Raw genomic sequence first — 17843 nt, 5'->3', positions numbered from 1 at the left:
ATGACGTACGACCGCGACCGCATCGAAGCCCTCCTCGACGAGGGAGTCCGCGACAAGGTGTACCCGGGCGCCGTGTGGGCCGTCGGCGATGCCACCGGCACCCTCGCCCACGGCACCACCGGCGTCCTCGACCCCGACGAGCCGGACGTGCCGATGCACACCGACACCGTCTTCGACGCCGCCAGCCTCACCAAGATCCTGGCCGTCTGGTCCTCCATCGGGGCCCTGTGGGAGGACGGCACCCTTGATCTAGACCAGCCGCTCGGCAGCTTCTGGCACGAGGTCGCCGGCCACCCACTCGGCACCGTCACCACACAGCAATTGCTGACCCACACCGCTGGTGTCCCGCTACGAGCCCAACTGAAGAACCTCTACGGCACCAACCCCGAGGAGATCCGCCGAGGCGTCCTCCGCGAACAGCTCCACCGGGCCCCAGGTGAGGCAGTCGAGTACACCGACCGGGCTGCCCTCATCCTCGGCTACCTCGCCGAACACCTCTCCGACCAGCCTTTGGACCAGCTGGCCGCCGCCCGCACCTGGCACCCATTGGGCATGACCTACACCCACTTCGGCCCCCTGCCCACCGACCTCGCCGCCCGCTGCGCGCCCACCGAACTCGACCAGGACACCGACACCCACCTCAAGGGAGTCGCCCACGACTTCTCGGCCCGCCTCCTGGGCGGCGTCTGCGGCATTGCCGGCGTCTTCACCGTCCTCGACGACCTCGCCACCTTCCTCCAGTACATGCTCGCCCCCACAGCGTCACAGCTCCGGGCTGGTTTCGGCATCGAGTGGATCAACGGGTCCCTGGCCATCGAGACGGGGCAGCTCCAGCCCGCTCGCGGCCTGTTCTGGCACCCAGCTCCCGGTACCACCATCGAGGAGGACGTCTGGGTCCACTACGGCTTCACCGGCACGGGCATGTGGATCTCCCCCATCAAGGGCCGCTGGGCGGTGCTCCTGACCAACAAGCTCTACTACACCCGCGACCGCGCACCGCTGACTGATATCCGCAACAGCTTCCGAGAGCTCGTCTTCAAGTAGAGGAGCCCATCGAGAGCTACGGCCGAGATGCCCACCGACCCGGCGAGGAAGGGACCCCCGTGGCTCAGCCGACAACCGATGATCAGCCCGAGGGGCTCCGGCCCGCTCTGGAATCCATGACCCTGCTGGTCGCCGCCGTCATCATCCACGACGAGGCCACCAGCCGCGTGGTCCTCCTTCAGCGCAGCGACCAGGCCAAATTCGGCAGGGGCAAGTGGGATCTCCCGGTCGGCAAGAGCGGGCCCGGCGAGCCGGTCACCGCGACGGCCGTCCGCGAGCTGTACGAGGAGACCGGTCTGACCGTCAAGCCGGAAGCGCTCAAGGTCGCCCACGTCATCCACGGCGCCTGGGGTGTGGAAGCCCCCAACGGCTTCCACACGGTCGTCTTCGTCGCCGACGAATGGTCCGGCGAGCCGGAGAACCGCGCAAGCACGCCCAGGTCCGCTGGGTCGACACCGGTGCCATCCCCGAAGAGTTCGTGGAGACCACCGCCAGCGCCCTTCATCGCTACCTGGCCGGCGGGCCTCAGGTGTCGCTGGACGGTTGGAACTGACCGAGCGCCTCTTCTGGGATAGCGTCTCGCCCCCACGGTGAGATGAGTGACCGCGTTCAGCGTTCGCCGACCTCGCCGCTTTCCTCCGCTACATGCTCGCCCCTGCCATGTCCCCCTTCGCGGGACGGTTTCGGTAACAGGTGGGTCATCTGCTCCATGAGCGCTGGCTTTCACGTAGGGACCGATCCTCCTGGCGTGCGACGTTTCGCTCGAATGGGTTCGGAGACCCGGCGAGTGGAGGTCGTGTCGCGTGTGGGTTCGGAAGTGAGCTGGCATTCAATTCGTCCGCCCGCTCTGCCGCCCGGCTTCGATCGCGGGCGGCAGTGTTGTGCTGTGTCCAGGGGAACTGCGCGGCGGCCAGTGTTGTGTCCAGAGCGGCGCGCATCCGGGCACCTGTCGCGACAGGGCAGGGGCGAGGTGGTGCCCCCTTACCCTGCCGGCCCTCGGCTGTGAGGTGCACACGTACCAGCAGCCGCAGCATCACCACCGTTCTGGCCTTGGAGAAGACATGCGCGCGGACATCGCGGACCTGGCTGCGGAGTCCGTCGCAGGCACCACGGGCGAGCGCTACCACAACCGCGGGGACTTCCTGCACCGCTTGGCGGTCACCGCCCGCCGCCCCGGCTTCGCCCTGCTGGGCGCCGAGACGACAGTGCTGGTCGGTTGCGCCTTCGGTCTTCCGATGGGCTCTGAAGGCTCCGGCAGCCGGGGGTCCGACGGAACGCTCCAGGAGATCATCCAGCGGCTCACCTCCCGCGCACGGTTCGTCGTCCTCACCCAGGTCGTGGACCACCCGCACGTTCAGCACCGCGACATCGCCCGCCGGCCGCAACAGCGTCTGCTCACAGAGCTGCACTCCTCCCTCGGGATCACCCTGCTGCATCCTGCCGACCGGGCAGGACAAGCCGCCTTCTCGTCCTGGGGCTGGCAGAACATGGGTGAGGTCGTCGGGCTGCCCGGCTCCGTAGCCCCCTGCGTGTTGACCCTGTCCGCCGAAGGGCAGCCCTCGGCACGCCGATGACGTGGCGGAGGGCGATGAGCCGGCGGTCGTACCGGCCGGGGCGGTCACGTGACACGTCATCCGCCGTATGGAGGTACCTCCACGGGATGGCTGCCTGCTTCTCGGCGCGATGGCTGCGCACCACGCCGCCCGCCACGGCTGGGAGTAGCGTGGGAGGTACCGAGAATTTCCGGGCGTACGACCACGGCGGCGCCGTTCCCGGCGAGTGACTGACGCGGGCAGCCGGAAAGCAGCGCCCGGAACGGGATCGCACGATGAACGCCATCACACAGCCCGCCGAAGGTACCGCGCCAGGTTACGGACACTCCTACCGGATGCCCATGCCCCGGCTGCGCCTCACGCCGGACGTCAGCCATGGCCCGCTGGACGGCGCATGGTGGCCGCGCTGCGACGCACTGGAACTCGAATTGCCCGCGCTGGTCGGTTCCCTGGATCCGAGCAGCGGCACCGTCACCCGCGTGACCGTGGGGACCGCCGCCTGGCCCGATGCCCCGCAGGAGGTGATGGCACCCGGCCACGTGATCGAGGTGGTCCTGACCGATTCCGCCGCCGAGGCGCACGCCATCACCGTGGACTGCGGCACCGTGGGACGCTGGGAACTGCTGGTGATCCCCCCGGACGAGCCGGCCGGAGTTGCCACCCGGTTGCTGACCGCCGCCGCCGACCCCGGGAACCCACTGTCGGCTCCGCGCCTGCTGGCACTCGCCGAGAGCAGCCTCGACGGACAGGACGCATGGGAGTCGGAAGGAGGAGCCGGACCCAGGTGAGCAGCCCGGCCGGCTCCGCCCGACCAGCGGGCCGGGCATTCACGACCGCATGATGGAGCCATGGCACCGACAGATCCGTTGTCATCCCGGCCCGCCCCCGCCCGAAGCGTGACCGCGGAAGGTGAGGGGATAGGACGGCGCCCGAACCGGTCCGAGAGCCTCGGGGAAGCGCTCCTCGGAAAAATCCTCGACAGCGCGCACGAACTCCCACCCCATCTCATCGGGCCCCTGGTCGCCGACGTGGTGGACCGGCTCGGTGGCCGCCGTCCGCAGGTGCTGTTGCAGGACTACGGCCAGTTGGTGCTCGTACCGCTGCCCGGTGAGGGACTCACCGGCGGGGAACCTCACTTGATCGACGACTCCGACGCGGGCCGCTGCTTCCTCGACGCCGTCCCTGTAGAGGAGCCCCATGAGGACGGCGTCCGGGTCCATCTGCCCCTGCTGGACGGCGGTGACCAGGTGGGGGTCATGGCGGTGACGCTGGACAGCGTCGATGACGACGACCGCCGCCTGCTGCTCAGGATCTCCGGGTTGGTGGCCGACCTTCTGGTGACCAAGCACGGCTACTCCGACCTGTTCTTCGACGTCCGACGCGGTGAGGCGATGAGCGTCGCAGCGGAGATCCAGTGGTCACTGCTGCCACCGCTCGCGATGATCATGCCCCGGGTCGCCGTGGCCGGGATCCTGGAACCCGCCTACGACGTGGGCGGCGACAGCTTCGACTACGCGCTCAACCACGACGTCCTCCACGTGGCCATGATCGACGCGATGGGCCACGGACTGGACGCGGCCACGATGGCCACCGTGGCCATCGGCGCCTACCGCCACGCCCGCCGCGCCGGCATCGGACTGTCGGAGATCTACGCGTTCATGGACCGCGCCGTGGCCAGGCAGTTCGGTCCCGAGCACTTCGTCACCGCGCAGATGATGCAGCTGGACACGACGACGGGACGGGTGCAGTGGGTCAACGCCGGGCACCCGCCGCCGATCCTCGTCCGCGACCACCGCGTCGCACAGCGTCTGGTCGGCCCGACGACCCTCCCCGTCGGCCTCGGTGGTCCGGAGCCCCGGATCAGCGGGCTGGGGCTGGTGCCCGGGGACCGAGTCCTCTGCTTCACCGACGGAGTGGTCGAGGAGCACAAGAGCGGCGGGGAGGAGTTCGGGGAGGACCAGCTGATCGACTGCGTGAACCAGTTGGAGAGGACCGGCCGCGGCATCAGGGCAGTGACGCGCTCCCTGTCCCACACGCTCAAACAGGCGCGCGGCGGACAGACCAGCGATGACGCGACGCTGCTCATGGTGGAGTGGCGCGGCTGATCTCCCCTCGCCGTCCGACACCGCTCGGCCGGTCACGCCCAGCGGCGGGCCCGTCAGCCGGACGGACCGTGCCCGCTCCCGGTCTCGATGAGGATCTGCTCGGCCTGGCTGATGTTGTCCGCCCGGACCGCCTGGGCCATCGCGGCGCGGGCGGCGTCCGGTGCTGTGTCCGGCGGGACCACCAGCAGCGAGAAGATGTCCCTGTCGCCCCGGGTGACCAGGACCGTGTCGTCACCGACCGGGAAGGAATCGACGTGCACCACCCGGTCGTCCACGGCGATACGTGTCGGGAGACCTTCCCAGGCCGCGGTGTCCAGTCCCACGCGGGTCACGGGGCCGAGGTGGGCAATGAGGGCGCTGAGCAGCGCGGGCAGCTCAGCGCCGATGTCGCGCGAGCGCGGCCACCACGCACCGTCGAGGACGCCTTCGCGTGATGCGGTCGTTTCCAGCCGGAGAAGCGCACACCCTGGCCGCACCGCCTCGTGGACGCCGCTGGGCAGACGCCGGGGAACAGGTGGTGTATCCGAGCTGGTCATGATGACCACCCGTCTGTAGGGCCGGTGCGACGACGGGACTCCGCCCCGCACCTGCCACGTTACTCCTGGTGTCACGCGCGACGGCATCTCCGAAGCTCCCCCTCGTCCGGCCCCGGAGGGAACGGATGCAGCACACAGGACGTCCGTCGCATGTCGAGAGCTCCCTAGGCGCGAAAACTGGGCATGAACGCCTCCCCAGCCAGGTCCCCGGAGGGCACATCCAGGGCACATGAGTCCGGGAAACGGCGTTGACCCGTGAGAACTACCGAGGAGTGTTTCCGCAGGTCAACGCACGCTTCACAGAGAAACCCCAGGCCAGCGCCCCGCCCCTCCCAATCGCTGCACGAGTGGCAGGACTTCAGCCACCGGCTGCATGAGGCGGGGCACCAGCCGTATTGCCTTGTCTGGCCCTGAGCCGGGGCCACATGGTGTTCGGGCGGGGCTTTCGGGCTCCGCCCAGGTCATGCGCCGGGCGGGTCCGTCAGGCCGCCAGGACCCACTGGTTCCGCTCGGGGCACTGATACGCCCTGGGCGACGCGGGGTCGCCGTCGTCTTCCGCCCCGGCTTCCGTGGAGGCGTCGGCGACCGCCTCCCGCTGATCACCCGCGGGTCAGGCCCAACTCGCCCGCGCGCACTCCGGCCTGCAAGCGTGAGCCCGCGTTGAGGGCGGCGAGCAGGTCCGCGACCCGGCGGCGGTAGGTGCGCAGCGACATGCCGAGTTCTCGGGCGGCGGCCTCGTCGGTGGCGCCGGAGCCCAGGGCACGCAGGACCCGGGCCGTCTGGGCGTCGATCCGGGCCGTTCCGCACTCAGGAAGGCGGCGAAGCCGGTGGCGCTCTCCCAGGCGGCTTCGAAGAGGGCGTAGGCTCCACCGACCAGGGCCGGCGCGGCGCTCATGGTGTAGGTGCGCCGGCGGTGAGCGGCCGCGGCGGGGAGCATCGGGTCGGTGAGGATCATGGTGCGCCGCCCCTGACGCCGTGCGCATCTCGGTGACGCAGCGTCAGTTCAAGCTCCGCTGTCACGTCGAGCCACGGACCACGAGGCTGGTGGGAATGATGCACGAGGGGGCGGCTTCCGGCGATCCGCGCACGTGGTCCAGCAGCAGACGCGCCGCCGCCGCACCCATCTCCCGCATCGGCTGCCGGATGGTGGTCAGCGCCGGATAGGTGTACGACGCCATCTCGACGTCGTCGAACCCCACCACGGCGACGTCCTGCGGAACCCAGAGACCGGCCTCGTGCAGGGCGGCGAGCACGCCGGCCGCCGAGGGGTCGTTGTGGGCGAAGACCGAGTCGAACTCCAGGCCGTCCGCGAGGGCGCGCGCGACCGCGCTCCGGCAGCGCTCGAACTGGAAGTCGCCGCAGACGATGCTGCGTTGGTCGATCTCGATCCCGGCTTCGGCGTAGACGTCGACGAAGCCGCCCAGCCGTTCCCGGGTGCAGCCGAACGCCTCGGGACCGGTCACGACCAGCGGACGACGGCGCCCGATCTCCAGCAGGTGCCGTGCCGCCTGCTCACCCCCCTCCCGATTGGTGGTGGCCACGTAGGGGAATCCCGGCCGCTGGAAGCGGTCGTCGATCAGGACGACCGGCAGCCCCGCTTCGTGCAGTTCCGTGATGTACCCCAGGGCGCCCTCGGGCTCTATCACCAGCAGACCGTCGAAGGACTTCGCGGCGACCTGCAGACCGAGCCTGCGCAGCGACTCCTCCCCGCGGTTCCAGGTCAGCATGCGCAGTCCGAAGCCCTCGGCCTCCAGCGTTTCGACGACCGCCTGCACGATGCCGGCCCAGGCCCAGGCCAGATCGGGGACCAGCATGCCGATCATCTGTGTGGTGCCGCGTGCGAGCCCCACTGCTCCGGCGCTCGGCACATAGCCGAGTTCCGATATCGCCTTGCGGACCCTGAGGACGGTGTTCTCGTTGATCTCGCCTTTGCCGTTCAGCACTCGCGAGACCGTCGTCTTGCTGACGCCGGCCCGTGCGGCCACGTCGGCGATGGTGACTCCCATGCCACCTCCTCTCCCTCCACGCAGGCGCGGGAGACGTCCTCCCGCACCGAGGGGCTGATCGTACAGAGATCCCTGGAACCGCTACCGGGAGCGGTACCGGAACCGGTTTCGGTACCGGTTCCGGCAGTGAAGCACCGGGAGGCGCGCCCCGTCAACACGCGGGAAACGACTCGTTCACGAGAAGGTCGTCAGCCGTCCTCGAGGGCGGGGAGTTCGCCGGAGCCGCGGGCGAGGTACCGGGTGGGCAGCACGCGGTGACGGGCGGGTCCGCCCTCGCCGTCGAGCCGGTCGAACAGCAGGCCCGCGGCCTCCCGGCCGATGGCGGCGTGATCCTGGGCGATCACCGAGATGCCGGGTTCCAGCAGGTCGGCGAGGGGCAGGTCGTCGAAGCCGATCAGCGCCACGCGGTGCTGCCGCTGAAGCTCCTGCAAGGTCCGGCGGGCCCCGACGGTCAGGAGGTTCTGGCCGGAGACGAATGCGGTGGGCGCGTGGGCGAGGGCCAGGAGTGCGCGGGTGGCCTCCTGGGCGGCCTCCGGGCCGTGCAGGTCGCGCCGCACGAGAGAGGGGTGCAGGACGCATCCGACCTCGGCGAGCCCCTCCACGAAGCCCCCATAGCGCTCCTCGGCGGTCCAGATCGAGCGGAGGTCCCCGAGGAAGGCGATGCGCCGGTGACCTGCCTCGTGCAGCCTCTTCACCGCGGCCCGCACGCCCGCGCGGTTGTCCACCGTCACCGTGTCCACCTGCGGCGCCGTGGTGCGGCGGTCCACGCAGACGACGGGTGTGCCGGCGCGGCGGGCCGCGTCGAGGTCGGTGTCGTTCCGTCCGGTGGGCACGACGATGAGGCCGTCGACCCGGCGGGCGGTGAAGGTCTTCAGCAGGCCGCGTTCCCGGACCGGGTCCTCATCGGTGGATCCGGCCAGAACCAGCACGCCACGGTCGGCGGCGGCGTCCTCCACCGCGCGGTGCAGCGCGGCGGAGAAGGGGTTGGCCGCGTCCTCCAGGACCAGCCCGAGGGTGTGGGTACGGCGGTCGGCCCGGCGCAGGCTGCTGGCCGTCAGGTCGTGGCGGTAGCCGAGCAGCTCGGCGGCGCGTGTCACCCGTTCCGCCAGGTCGGGGGTGACGGGCTTGCCGTTGACGACCCGCGAGACGGTGGCGATCCCGACCCCGGCCATGGTCGCGACGTCGCGCATGGTCGCCGGTCGTCGACCTGTGTCGTTCTGCTCGCTGGGCAACGTTTTCTCCCGGGGTCGATGGCACCGTGCAGCCGTCCCGATCCTCGCATTCGGGAGTTTTCCCTGCACAGGGTCTGGACTTCGGCGGCATGCTGCCCGTACGTTCGGCGAAACGTTTCCAGCCGGTGGCTGGAGCTGCCGGTGCCGTGCTGCCCCCACAGCCGGGCTCGCCCGCGGCCTTGGACGAGGCCACGGCGCAGCGCAGCCGCCGCCCGTACCCGCATCCGACACGCGTCGCCACCCGTACCCGCACCCGACACGCGTCAAGCGCCACTCGTCACGCGTCAGTCCTCACGGCTGAGCCGAAGCCCGCACGCCGAAGCCCGCACGCCTGCAAGGAGAGCCATGTCCAAAACCACTCGTCCGCGCCGCAGACTCCTGGCCGCGCTGGCCGTCCTGTCCGGGCTCGGCCTGGTCGCCGCCTCTCCCGCCATGGCCGACACGCTCTACCACGAGCAGTACCGCCCCCAGTTCCACTTCACCCCGGCCCAGAACTGGATGAACGACCCCAACGGCCTCATCTACTACAAGGGCCGGTACCACCTGTTCTTCCAGTACAACCCGTCCGGGAACACCTGGGGCAACATGTCCTGGGGCCACGCCGTCAGCACCGACCTCGTCCACTGGAAGCAGCTCCCGCTGGCCATTCCCCAGGACGACCAGGAGATGATCTTCTCCGGCAGCGTGGTGCTGGACCGGAACAACACCACCGGCTTCGGGACCAAGAAGAACCCTCCGCTCGTCGCCGTCTACACCAGTGCGCAGAAGGCCTCCGGCAAGCAGCAGCAGGCCCTTGCCTACAGCACCGACGGCGGCACCACCTGGACCAAGTACCACGACAACCCGGTGCTCGACATCGGCTCGAACAACTTCCGCGACCCCAAGGTCTTCTGGTACGCCCCGACCCAGCGCTGGCTGATGGCGGTCTCCCTCGCCGACCAGCACAAGATCTCCTTCTACGGCTCGGCCGACCTCAAGCACTGGACCCACCAGAGCGACTTCGGCCCGGCCGGCGCCACCGGCGGGGTGTGGGAGTGCCCGGACCTGTTCCCGCTCCCGGTCGACGGCGACCCGAAGAAGACCAAGTGGGTGCTGGCCGTCAACCTCAACCCCGGCGGTATCGCGGGCGGTTCCGGCGCCCAGTACTTCGTCGGCGACTTCGACGGCAAGAAGTTCGCCTCCGACGACACCGGCACGTACACCCCGCCGAGCGGCACCGTCCTGCAGGACTTCGAGTCCGGCTCCTACGGGGACTGGACGGCGACCGGCGACGCGTTCGGCTCCGCCCCCGCCACCGGGACCCTGCCCAACCAGCAGTCCGTCTCCGGCTACCAGGGCACCGGCCTGGTCAACAGCTTCAACAACGGCGACGGCACGACCGGCACCCTCACCTCACCGGACTTCACCGTCAGCCGGCGCTACCTCAACTTCCTGGTCGGCGGCGGCAACCACCCCCACATCGACGGCGCCGGCGACGGATCGGCACCCCCCGGACAGGTGTTCGCCGACTTCTCCGGCGACACCTACGGCGACGGCTGGACCGCCACCGGCTCGTTCGCGAACTCCGGGCCCACCACCGAGAGCCTCCCCGGCCAGCTCGGCCCCAAGACCCTCGACACCTACACTCCCGACGGCGACCCCGGCACCGGCACCATCACCTCGCCGACCTTCACCGTCACCAGCAAGTACATCGACCTGCAGACCGCGATGGGCTACCACCCGAACGACCTGCCGAACCCGACCGCCGTCAACCTCGTCGTGGACGGCAAGGTGGTCGCCACCGCCACCGGCTCCAACAGCGGCGACCTCAACTGGACCTCCTGGAACACCAGCGCCTACCTCGGCAAGCAGGCGCAGATCCAGGTGGTCGACCAGAACACCGGCGCCGGCGGCTGGGGCCACATCGCCGTCGGTGACATCGTCTTCTCCGACCAGCCCGCAGCTCCCCGCGACACCCAGACCGCCGTCAACCTCCTCGTCGACGGCAAGGTCGTGCGCACCGCCACCGGCTCCGACAGTGAAACCCTCGACTGGGCCTCCTGGGACCTGAAGGACCTGATCGGCAAGAAGGCTCGGATCCAGATCGTCGACCACAACAAGGAGGGCTGGGGCCACATCCTCGCCGACGACTTCACCGCCGCCGACAGCCCCGCGCTCAGCACCCTGCAGCGCGCCCACTGGCTCGACTACGGCGCGGACTTCTACGCCGCCAACACGTGGAACGACGCACCCGGCGGCCGCCGCGTCATGATCGCCTGGATGAACAACTGGAACTACGGGCAGGCCATCCCCACCAGCCCGTGGCGCAGCGCCGACACCTTCCCCCGCCGGCTCTCCCTGCAGACCGTCAACGGCAAGGTCCGGCTGATCCAGCAGCCGGTCCGCGAACTGACCGCCCTGCGCGGCGCCGGAACCCAGGTGCCCAGCACGCGCGTCGCGAACACCACCACCCCTCTCGCGGTGCACGGCAGCAGCCAGGAACTCCAGGCCGACCTCACCCCGGGCACCGCCGACCGCTTCGGCCTCGACGTCCGCACGGGCGGCGGGCAGCGCACCCGCATCGGCTACGACACCACCACCGGCGAGGTCTACATCGACCGCACCGCCTCCGGCGCGACCGACTTCGACCCCGCCTTCGCCGGCGTCCAGCGCGCCCCGCTCGCGCTCCACGGCGGCCGGCTGAGCCTGCACGTCCTCGTCGACGCCTCCTCCGTCGAGGTCTACGCCCAGAACACGCGCGGCGAACAGGTGGTCCTCACCGACCAGATCTTCCCCGACCCCTCCAGCACCGGCATCGACGTCTTCGCCGAAGGCGGCACGGCGACCCTCGACGGCATGCAGGCGTGGCAGTTGCGGTCCATCTGGCCCTGACGAACTCTTGTCGGTGATCGGCAGGCAGCTCGCGCGTCCGGCGGCCGAGGGCGGCTTCACGGCGCCCTCGGTCATCCGTGTCACGCCGGTCTTCCGGGACGTCCAGGCCGCGGACGGGATCCTCGGCCTGGAAGGGACCACTCGGCGCGCCGTCGAGACCGGCTGCCTCGGCGGCCGGGCGGCGGAAGCCCGGTTGAGCCATCTCGCCCAGGGCCCCTTTTTCGCGGCGGTGACGTTCTGCAGCGTCGCGGCCGAGGCGTGGTTCCGGACCGCTCCTCGCCCGGGCTCCCGTCCCCCCACGAGACTCCGACGCTCGGCCCGGGGTGCGACCGGCGCTCCGCCAACGCCGCTTGCTGATATCACTGAACCGTTCCCTGACCCCCTACTCAGGAGTTGCCATGGCCGTCGTGTCCCCGAAGGTCGTCGTCGTCGTGCCGACCTACAACGAGCGGGACAACCTGCCCGTCCTGGCCGGCCTGCTCGCCGACCTGCCGGTGCCGAACCTGCACCTGCTCGTGGTGGACGACAACTCGCCCGACGGCACCGGCGAGGTCGCCGACAAACTCGCCGCCGAGTCACCCGACACCGTCGGCGTGCTGCACCGCACCGCCAAGGACGGGCTCGGCCGCGCCTACGTCGCCGGAATGACCCGTGCGCTGGAGGAGGGTGCCGACGTCGTGGTCCAGATGGACGCCGATCTCTCGCACCCGGCCTCGGCGATCCCGGCCATGGTCGACACGCTGCTGACGAAGGACGCCGCCGTCGTACTCGGATCCCGTTACGTGGCAGGCGGCTCGACCGCCACCGACTGGCCGTGGCACCGCAAGGCACTGTCCGCCTGGGCCAACTTCTACGTCAACGCGATCCTGCGACTGCGTGTGAAGGACGCCACCGCCGGATTCAAGGCGTGGCGGGCCGAGGCACTGCGGGCGATCGACCTGCCGTCGATCCGCAGCAACGGGTACTCCTTCCAGGTCGAGATGAACTACCGCACCGTCCGGCAGGGGCGGAGCATCCTCGAAGTGCCCATCCGCTTCGAGGAACGCGTGCAGGGGGCGTCGAAGATGAGCCTGGGCGTCCAGCTCGAATCCGCGCTCACCCCGTGGAAGCTGCGCTTCGGCCGCACCTCGAACTGAGGGCACGGGAACGTTCAGTTCGCTCTTACGGTCGCTGGACCGGTAAGGGCAGGCACCGAGCCGGCTCCCGACCCGGCCGCTGCGCGCCCGGCACCGGGGTGCGGGTCAGCCCGCGTCCCTCAACCCGGTCGCCCGGCCCTCCTCGTCCCACACGACCTCGCGGATCCGCGCGACGGCGTCACGGTTGACCGGGCCGAACACATGGGGGAACAGGGTGCCCTCGGCCACGCCGGGCGGCGGCACGGGGACCGCCTGCTCCCACACGCACCGCGCGGTGAGCCGGCTCTCGTCGAGGAGCAGCGCCAGCAGCGGCCTCGGTGCGCCGCGGTAGAAGGCGTTGACGACGGCCAGCGTCGTCTCCTCGTCGGGAGAGCAGTGGACGAAGCCGTCCTCGGCGAGGGAGGCGGGGGCGTAGGGGCGGTCGGGAGCCGCGTCCCACTCGGCGAGCGGTACGACGTGGTAGATCATGACCCGATTGAACAACGGCACGCACGCCGCCAACGGCACGCACGCGAAAGCGGGGGCGCCCCGGCTCGGGGCGTCCCCGCCTTCTCACGGCCTCACTTCACGGTGATCGTCACAGTCGGCGACACCGTCTTCCCGTGGACCACGCGAAGCTTCTCCTTGCCCATTCCGGTCAGCTTCACGGCCATGGTGTAACTGCTGCCGTTCTTGACCGTGACGGTCTTCACGGTGACCCACTTCCTGCCGTCGAAGCGCTGGAGGTCGAGTCTGCTGCCGTCCTTCAGGCCCTTGGTGCGGCCGGTGAAGGTCACCGAGTGGCCGGACTTCACGTCCGTCCTGTCGGCCCGCACGGTGATCGTGGCCTTGGACGCCGCCGTCAGACGCGCGTTGAGCGGGCCGCTCTGCCCCGTCGGGGTGGGAGTGGGGCTGGGCAGCGTCGCCGTCTCGGTCGGAGTGGCCGTCTTCGTCGCCGTCTCGGTGGGGGTGGCGGTCGTGGCCGTCGTCTGCTTGGGACTGGCCGTCTTCGTCACCGTCTCGGTCGGAGTGGCCGTCTTCGTCGCCGCCGTCGGCGTGGGACTGGCCTTCTTCGTCGCCGTCTCGGTCGGAGTGGCGGTCTTCGTCGCCGCTGTCTGCGTCGGCGTGGCCGTCTTCGTCACCGTCGGGGTGGGCGACGCCGTGTGCGTGTGCTTGGGCTTCGGCGTGTACGTGTGCTTCGGCTTCGGCGTGTACGTCTTCTTCGGCTTCGGCGTCTTGGTCGACTTGGGTTTGGCCGTGTACGTCTTCTTGGGCTTCGGGCTCGTCGTCGTGGTGGTCGTGGGCGACGAGTCCAGTGCGAGCGCACCGGCCGCGGCGGACGTCAGCAGCGCGGCGGAGAGCGCACCGGCGGCAAGCGCACGAGTGGAGCGTGTGCGAAGTGAGGATTTCACGTTTGTCTCCTGTGCTACGACAGATCCCCCACTGACGGACTCCCCCAGCGCGCGCACTCTCGAGGCTTCCATGTAACCGACCCGGCGGCGACCGGTGTGTCACCGCATTGCAGTAACGCCGGCACGCCCGAACCGGTTACCTCTTGTAATCAGAGCAGGTGGATCGGGTCACCTCGGCGGGTTGTTTCTCACCTCGTCCCGCTTGGGCCCCGAGCGCCACCCCGTTGGCCCCGTTCGCCCCGGTGGTCCGGCGTCTCCGCACGTCATGCCGTGGACCGCCGCCGCGCCCGACGTGCCCGTGCCGCGGCCGGACGCCTGCGCCGGTCGTGCGCAGGCCCCGGCCCGTGACTCTGCCTAGGCTGGTAGCGCGGTCTCCTCCATGCCGTGTGCGGGACGCACCTGGTGCCCGTACCGGGCCGGAACCGTTCGCAGAGCCGTATGGCAGGAGTGCACGCCGATGGCCGCCACGGAGCACGCTCGTCCGAGCCGGTTGCGGGCGTGGATGCTGCAGGGGCTGTCCGACATGGGCAGGGCGGAGGTCCCGCAGGGTCCGCACGCCCAGCCCGAGCCCCCGCACAAGGGCCAGCGCTGGTGGCGGGTGATGTGCCTGACCGGTGTCGACTACTTCTCCACCCTCGGCTACCAGCCCGGTATCGCCGCCCTCGCCGCCGGACTGCTCTCCCCCGTCGCCACCGTCGTCCTCGTCGCCGTCACCCTGGCCGGCGCCCTGCCCGTCTACCGCCGCGTCGCCGAGGAGAGCCCGCACGGCGAAGGCTCCATCGCCATGCTGGAACGCCTGCTCTCCTTCTGGCAGGGCAAGCTGTTCGTCCTCACCCTGCTCGGCTTCGCCGCCACCGACTTCCTGATCACCATCACCCTCTCCGCCGCCGACGCCTCCACCCACCTGATCCAGAACCCCCACCTCACCGGCGCCCTGCACGGCCACCAGATGCTGATCACCATGCTGCTGATCGCCCTCCTCGGTGCCGTCTTCCTCAAGGGCTTCCTGGAGGCGATCGGTGTCGCGGTCGCCCTGGTCGGCGTGTACCTGGCGCTGAACGCCGTCGTGGTGGCCGTGGGCCTGTGGCACGTCCTGACCGCCGAGCACCTGGTGGTCGACTGGACGGGCGCACTGACCACCCAGTACAGCAGCGCGTTCGTCATGGTCGGGGTGGCGCTGATCGTGTTCCCGAAGCTGGCGCTCGGTCTGTCCGGGTTCGAGACCGGCGTGGCCGTCATGCCCCACGTCCGGGGCGACGCCGGCGACACCGAGGAGAAGCCCACCGGCCGGATCCGCGACACCAAGAAGCTGCTCACCACGGCCGCCGTCATCATGAGCGTCTTCCTGATCACCACGAGCTTCATCACGACGCTGCTGATCCCGGCACCCGAGTTCAAGCCGGGCGGCCCGGCCAACGGGCGGGCGCTGGCGTACCTGGCGCACCAGTACCTGGGGGCCGGCTTCGGCTCCGTCTACGACATCTCCACGATCGCGATCCTGTGGTTCGCGGGCGCCTCCGCCATGGCCGGACTGCTCAACCTGATGCCCCGCTACCTGCCCCGTTACGGCATGGCCCCGCACTGGGCGCGCGCGGTGCGCCCCATGGTCATCGTCTTCACGCTGATCGCCTTCCTCGTCACCTGGATCTTCAAGGCGAACGTCGACGCCCAGGGCGGCGCCTACGCCACCGGCGTGCTGGTGCTGATCAGCTCCGCCGCGATCGCGGTGACCATCGCCGCCCACAGGGCCCGCCAGCGCCGTCTGGTGGTCGTCTTCTCGGCGATCTCCGCGGTCTTCCTGTACACGACGGTCGTGAACGTCCTCGAACGGCCGGACGGTGTGAAGATCGGCGCCTGCTTCATCGCCGGGATCATCCTGGTCTCACTGCTGTCCCGGCTCGCGCGCTCCTTCGAGCTCCGTGTGACCAGCGTGACGCTCGACGACATGGCGGAACGTTTCGTCAGAGATATCGCCAGCCGCCGTATCCGCTTCATCGCGAACGAGCCCGACAACCGGGACTTCGACGAGTACCGGGGGAAGATCGAGCAGATCCGCAACGACAACGACCTCCCGCTCCAGGAGGACTTCGTCTTCGTGGAGGTGACCATCGGCGACCCCTCGGAGTTCGAGTCGAGCATGACGGTCCGCGGCGAGGTCCTGCACGGCCGCTACCGGGTGCTCACCCTCGAGTCGTCCTCGATCCCCAACGCCCTCGCGGCCCTGCTGCTGCACGTCCGGGAGAGCACCGGCTGCATCCCCCACATCTACTTCGAGTGGACCGAGGGCAACCCGTTCGCCAACTTCCTGCGCTTCTTCCTCTTCGGCCAGGGCGAGGTGGCACCGGTCACCCGCGAGGTCCTGCGCGAAGCGGAACCGGACCGCGCGCGCCGGCCGCGCGTGCACGTCGGCTGAACCCCGTCAGTCGCCGCCGGCCCGCGCTCTGCCGCCCACCGTGAACCCGATGACCGCCCCGCCGCCCTCACGCCGGTACGCGAACGGCGCACCCCCGTGCGAGGTGGCGACCTCCCGCACGATCGACAGTCCCAGCCCCGACCCCGGCAGGCTCCGCGCGTCCGCGGCCCGGTAGAACCGGTCGAAGATCCGCATCAGGTCCCCCTCCTCGATCCCGGGCCCCCGGTCCAGCACCTCCACCCGTACGATCCCCAGCGGTGCCCCGCTCTCCGGCTCGTCCGAGTCTTCCAGACGGAGCGGATGCTCCGGCCCGGTCACGACGACCTCGATCGGCGCCTTGGCGTCACGGTCGAACTTCGCCGCGTTCTCCAGCAGGTTCGACACCGCCCGCTGCAACGCCGTGGTACGGCCGTCGACGGTGGTGTCACCGCCGGCCCGGACGACGATCTCGCGCCCCGTACGCCGCCGGGTGATCGCCGCCGCGTCCTCCGCGACATCGGCCAGCGTCAGCCGCTGCACCGGCTCGGTGTCCGACTGCCCGGCCGCCAGCGCGACCAGCTCGTTCACCAGGTCGGTCAGCTCACGGGACTCCTCCGCCAGATCGGCGACCAGCTCCTCGCGGGCGGCGGGCGGCAGCTCGTCTATCCGCCGCAGCAGGGAGATGTTCGTCCGCAGGGAGGTCAGCGGCGTGCGCAGCTCGTGGCCCGCGTCCTGCACCAGGCGCCGCTGGTCCTCCTCCGACTGCGCCAGGCGCCCGAGCATGCGGTCGAAGGAGCGGCCGAGACGGCCCACCTCGTCGTTCCCGGTGACCGGCACCTGGATGCCGAGCCGCCGGGTGCGCGCCACGTCCTCGGCCGCACCGGCCAGGATGACCAGCCGCCGGGTGATCCGCCGGGCCAGCCACCAGCCGAACAGACCGGCCGCGATCACGACCGCCCCCATCAACAGCGCCGTGCGCTGCTGGAGGCTGCGCAGCAGGTCGTCGGTGGAGCTGAGCTCCTGGGCGACCTGCACCCCGCCCTGACCGCGGCCGAGCGCGACGGTCGCGACCCGGTAGACGTCGCCGCCGACGTCGACGGTGTTGTGCTGCACCAGTTTCGCGGCCTTGGCGCTGTCGGCGATCTTGCGGTCGTCGGCGCCGACGGGCAGCGGCGGGTTGGAGTGGTCGACGACCGCGCCGCCGGGGCCGAGCACCTGGACGACCGTGCGGGAGGGCCGGATGATGTCGTCACGCGGGGTGTCGTGGTCCTTGTCGGAGATGGCGAAGTCGTCCGGCATGAGCTGCTTCTGGCTGACCTGGTCCCGCAGGTCGGCGACGACCTGGGCGAACACGGTCTGCTGGTCCACGCGCACCAGACGGGCGGCGGCGTCGTAGCTCAGGAAGCCGACGAGGACGGTGACACCGGCGGCGACGGCGGCGAAGGACACGGTGAAGGTCGTCCGCAGCGAGGACACCTTGCGCAGCCGGGCCCGCAGCCGCAGCCGGCCGCGCAGCCCGGGCGGCAGCCGGTGCCACAGACGCATCCAGAACCCGAGGTCCGCGTCGGCGCCGGAAC

13 protein-coding genes and 1 pseudogene are annotated in these 17843 nt (G+C 70.4%); 8 read left to right on the top strand and 6 right to left on the bottom strand.

Annotation, left to right across the window (positions count from 1 at the left end; translation table 11 throughout):
- The 5 genes and pseudogenes from ACZ4SW_RS00305 to ACZ4SW_RS00285 all read left to right on the top strand — a co-directional run bounded on the left by ACZ4SW_RS00305 (position 1) and on the right by ACZ4SW_RS00285 (position 4702).
- Positions 1 to 1044, top strand: coding sequence for a serine hydrolase domain-containing protein (locus ACZ4SW_RS00305; protein ID WP_468235904.1), 1044 nt, complete (start codon positions 1 to 3; stop codon positions 1042 to 1044).
- 116 nt (positions 1045 to 1160) lie between these two features.
- Positions 1161 to 1597, top strand: a pseudogene (locus tag ACZ4SW_RS00300) (NUDIX domain-containing protein).
- A gap of 508 nt (positions 1598 to 2105) precedes the next feature.
- Entirely contained in the window at positions 2106 to 2618 is a 513-nt protein-coding gene (locus tag ACZ4SW_RS00295; RefSeq protein WP_468235902.1) for a hypothetical protein, read from the top strand.
- Between the two features lie 254 nt (positions 2619 to 2872).
- A complete protein-coding gene (locus ACZ4SW_RS00290) occupies positions 2873 to 3385 on the top strand; it encodes a DUF5994 family protein (RefSeq protein WP_467224122.1) in 513 nt (170 codons plus the stop codon).
- A gap of 60 nt (positions 3386 to 3445) precedes the next feature.
- Positions 3446 to 4702: a PP2C family protein-serine/threonine phosphatase gene (locus ACZ4SW_RS00285; RefSeq protein ID WP_468235900.1), complete on the top strand. Its 1257-nt coding sequence runs from the start codon at positions 3446 to 3448 to the stop codon at positions 4700 to 4702.
- Between the two features lie 53 nt (positions 4703 to 4755).
- Here the strand turns inward: ACZ4SW_RS00285 and ACZ4SW_RS00280 are convergent, their stop codons facing one another.
- The 3 genes from ACZ4SW_RS00280 to ACZ4SW_RS00270 form a co-directional block, all read right to left on the bottom strand.
- Positions 4756 to 5238, bottom strand: coding sequence for a DUF5994 family protein (locus ACZ4SW_RS00280; RefSeq protein ID WP_467224124.1), 483 nt, complete (start codon positions 5236 to 5238; stop codon positions 4756 to 4758).
- A gap of 1016 nt (positions 5239 to 6254) precedes the next feature.
- Positions 6255 to 7244 carry a LacI family DNA-binding transcriptional regulator gene (locus ACZ4SW_RS00275; RefSeq protein ID WP_468235896.1) on the bottom strand — a complete coding sequence of 330 codons (990 nt, stop codon included), beginning with the start codon at positions 7242 to 7244 and terminating at the stop codon, positions 6255 to 6257.
- 188 nt (positions 7245 to 7432) lie between these two features.
- Positions 7433 to 8434, bottom strand: coding sequence for a LacI family DNA-binding transcriptional regulator (locus ACZ4SW_RS00270; RefSeq protein ID WP_468235894.1), 1002 nt, complete (start codon positions 8432 to 8434; stop codon positions 7433 to 7435).
- A 387-nt stretch (positions 8435 to 8821) separates the two neighbouring features.
- On the opposite strand from ACZ4SW_RS00270, the gene ACZ4SW_RS00265 reads away from it, so the two are divergent.
- Entirely contained in the window at positions 8822 to 11347 is a 2526-nt protein-coding gene (locus ACZ4SW_RS00265; RefSeq protein WP_468235892.1) for a GH32 C-terminal domain-containing protein, read from the top strand.
- A 398-nt stretch (positions 11348 to 11745) separates the two neighbouring features.
- Complete coding sequence (locus tag ACZ4SW_RS00260; protein ID WP_468235889.1) at positions 11746 to 12483, top strand: polyprenol monophosphomannose synthase; 738 nt, start codon at positions 11746 to 11748, stop codon at positions 12481 to 12483.
- A 105-nt stretch (positions 12484 to 12588) separates the two neighbouring features.
- Here ACZ4SW_RS00260 and ACZ4SW_RS00255 read toward each other — a convergent pair whose 3' ends face one another.
- On the bottom strand, positions 12589 to 12951 hold the full coding sequence (locus ACZ4SW_RS00255; RefSeq protein WP_468235887.1) for a DUF952 domain-containing protein: 363 nt from the start codon (positions 12949 to 12951) through the stop codon (positions 12589 to 12591).
- Between the two features lie 92 nt (positions 12952 to 13043).
- Entirely contained in the window at positions 13044 to 13874 is an 831-nt protein-coding gene (locus tag ACZ4SW_RS00250; RefSeq protein ID WP_468235885.1) for a hypothetical protein, read from the bottom strand.
- A gap of 457 nt (positions 13875 to 14331) precedes the next feature.
- Here ACZ4SW_RS00250 and ACZ4SW_RS00245 point away from each other — a divergent pair, with 457 nt between their 5' ends.
- Positions 14332 to 16287, top strand: a complete 1956-nt coding sequence (locus ACZ4SW_RS00245; RefSeq protein WP_468235882.1) for an APC family permease — start codon at positions 14332 to 14334, stop codon at positions 16285 to 16287.
- A 6-nt stretch (positions 16288 to 16293) separates the two neighbouring features.
- Here ACZ4SW_RS00245 and ACZ4SW_RS00240 read toward each other — a convergent pair whose 3' ends face one another.
- The gene (locus tag ACZ4SW_RS00240; RefSeq protein WP_468236665.1) at positions 16294 to 17811 is read right to left on the bottom strand and encodes a HAMP domain-containing sensor histidine kinase; all 1518 of its coding nucleotides are present in this window, start codon (positions 17809 to 17811) and stop codon (positions 16294 to 16296) included.
- Positions 17812 to 17843 lie beyond the last annotated feature (32 nt).

It is taken from the genome of Streptomyces sp. NPDC028331, from assembly GCF_055565775.1.
This window is presented reverse-complemented; position numbering and strand designations above follow the sequence as displayed.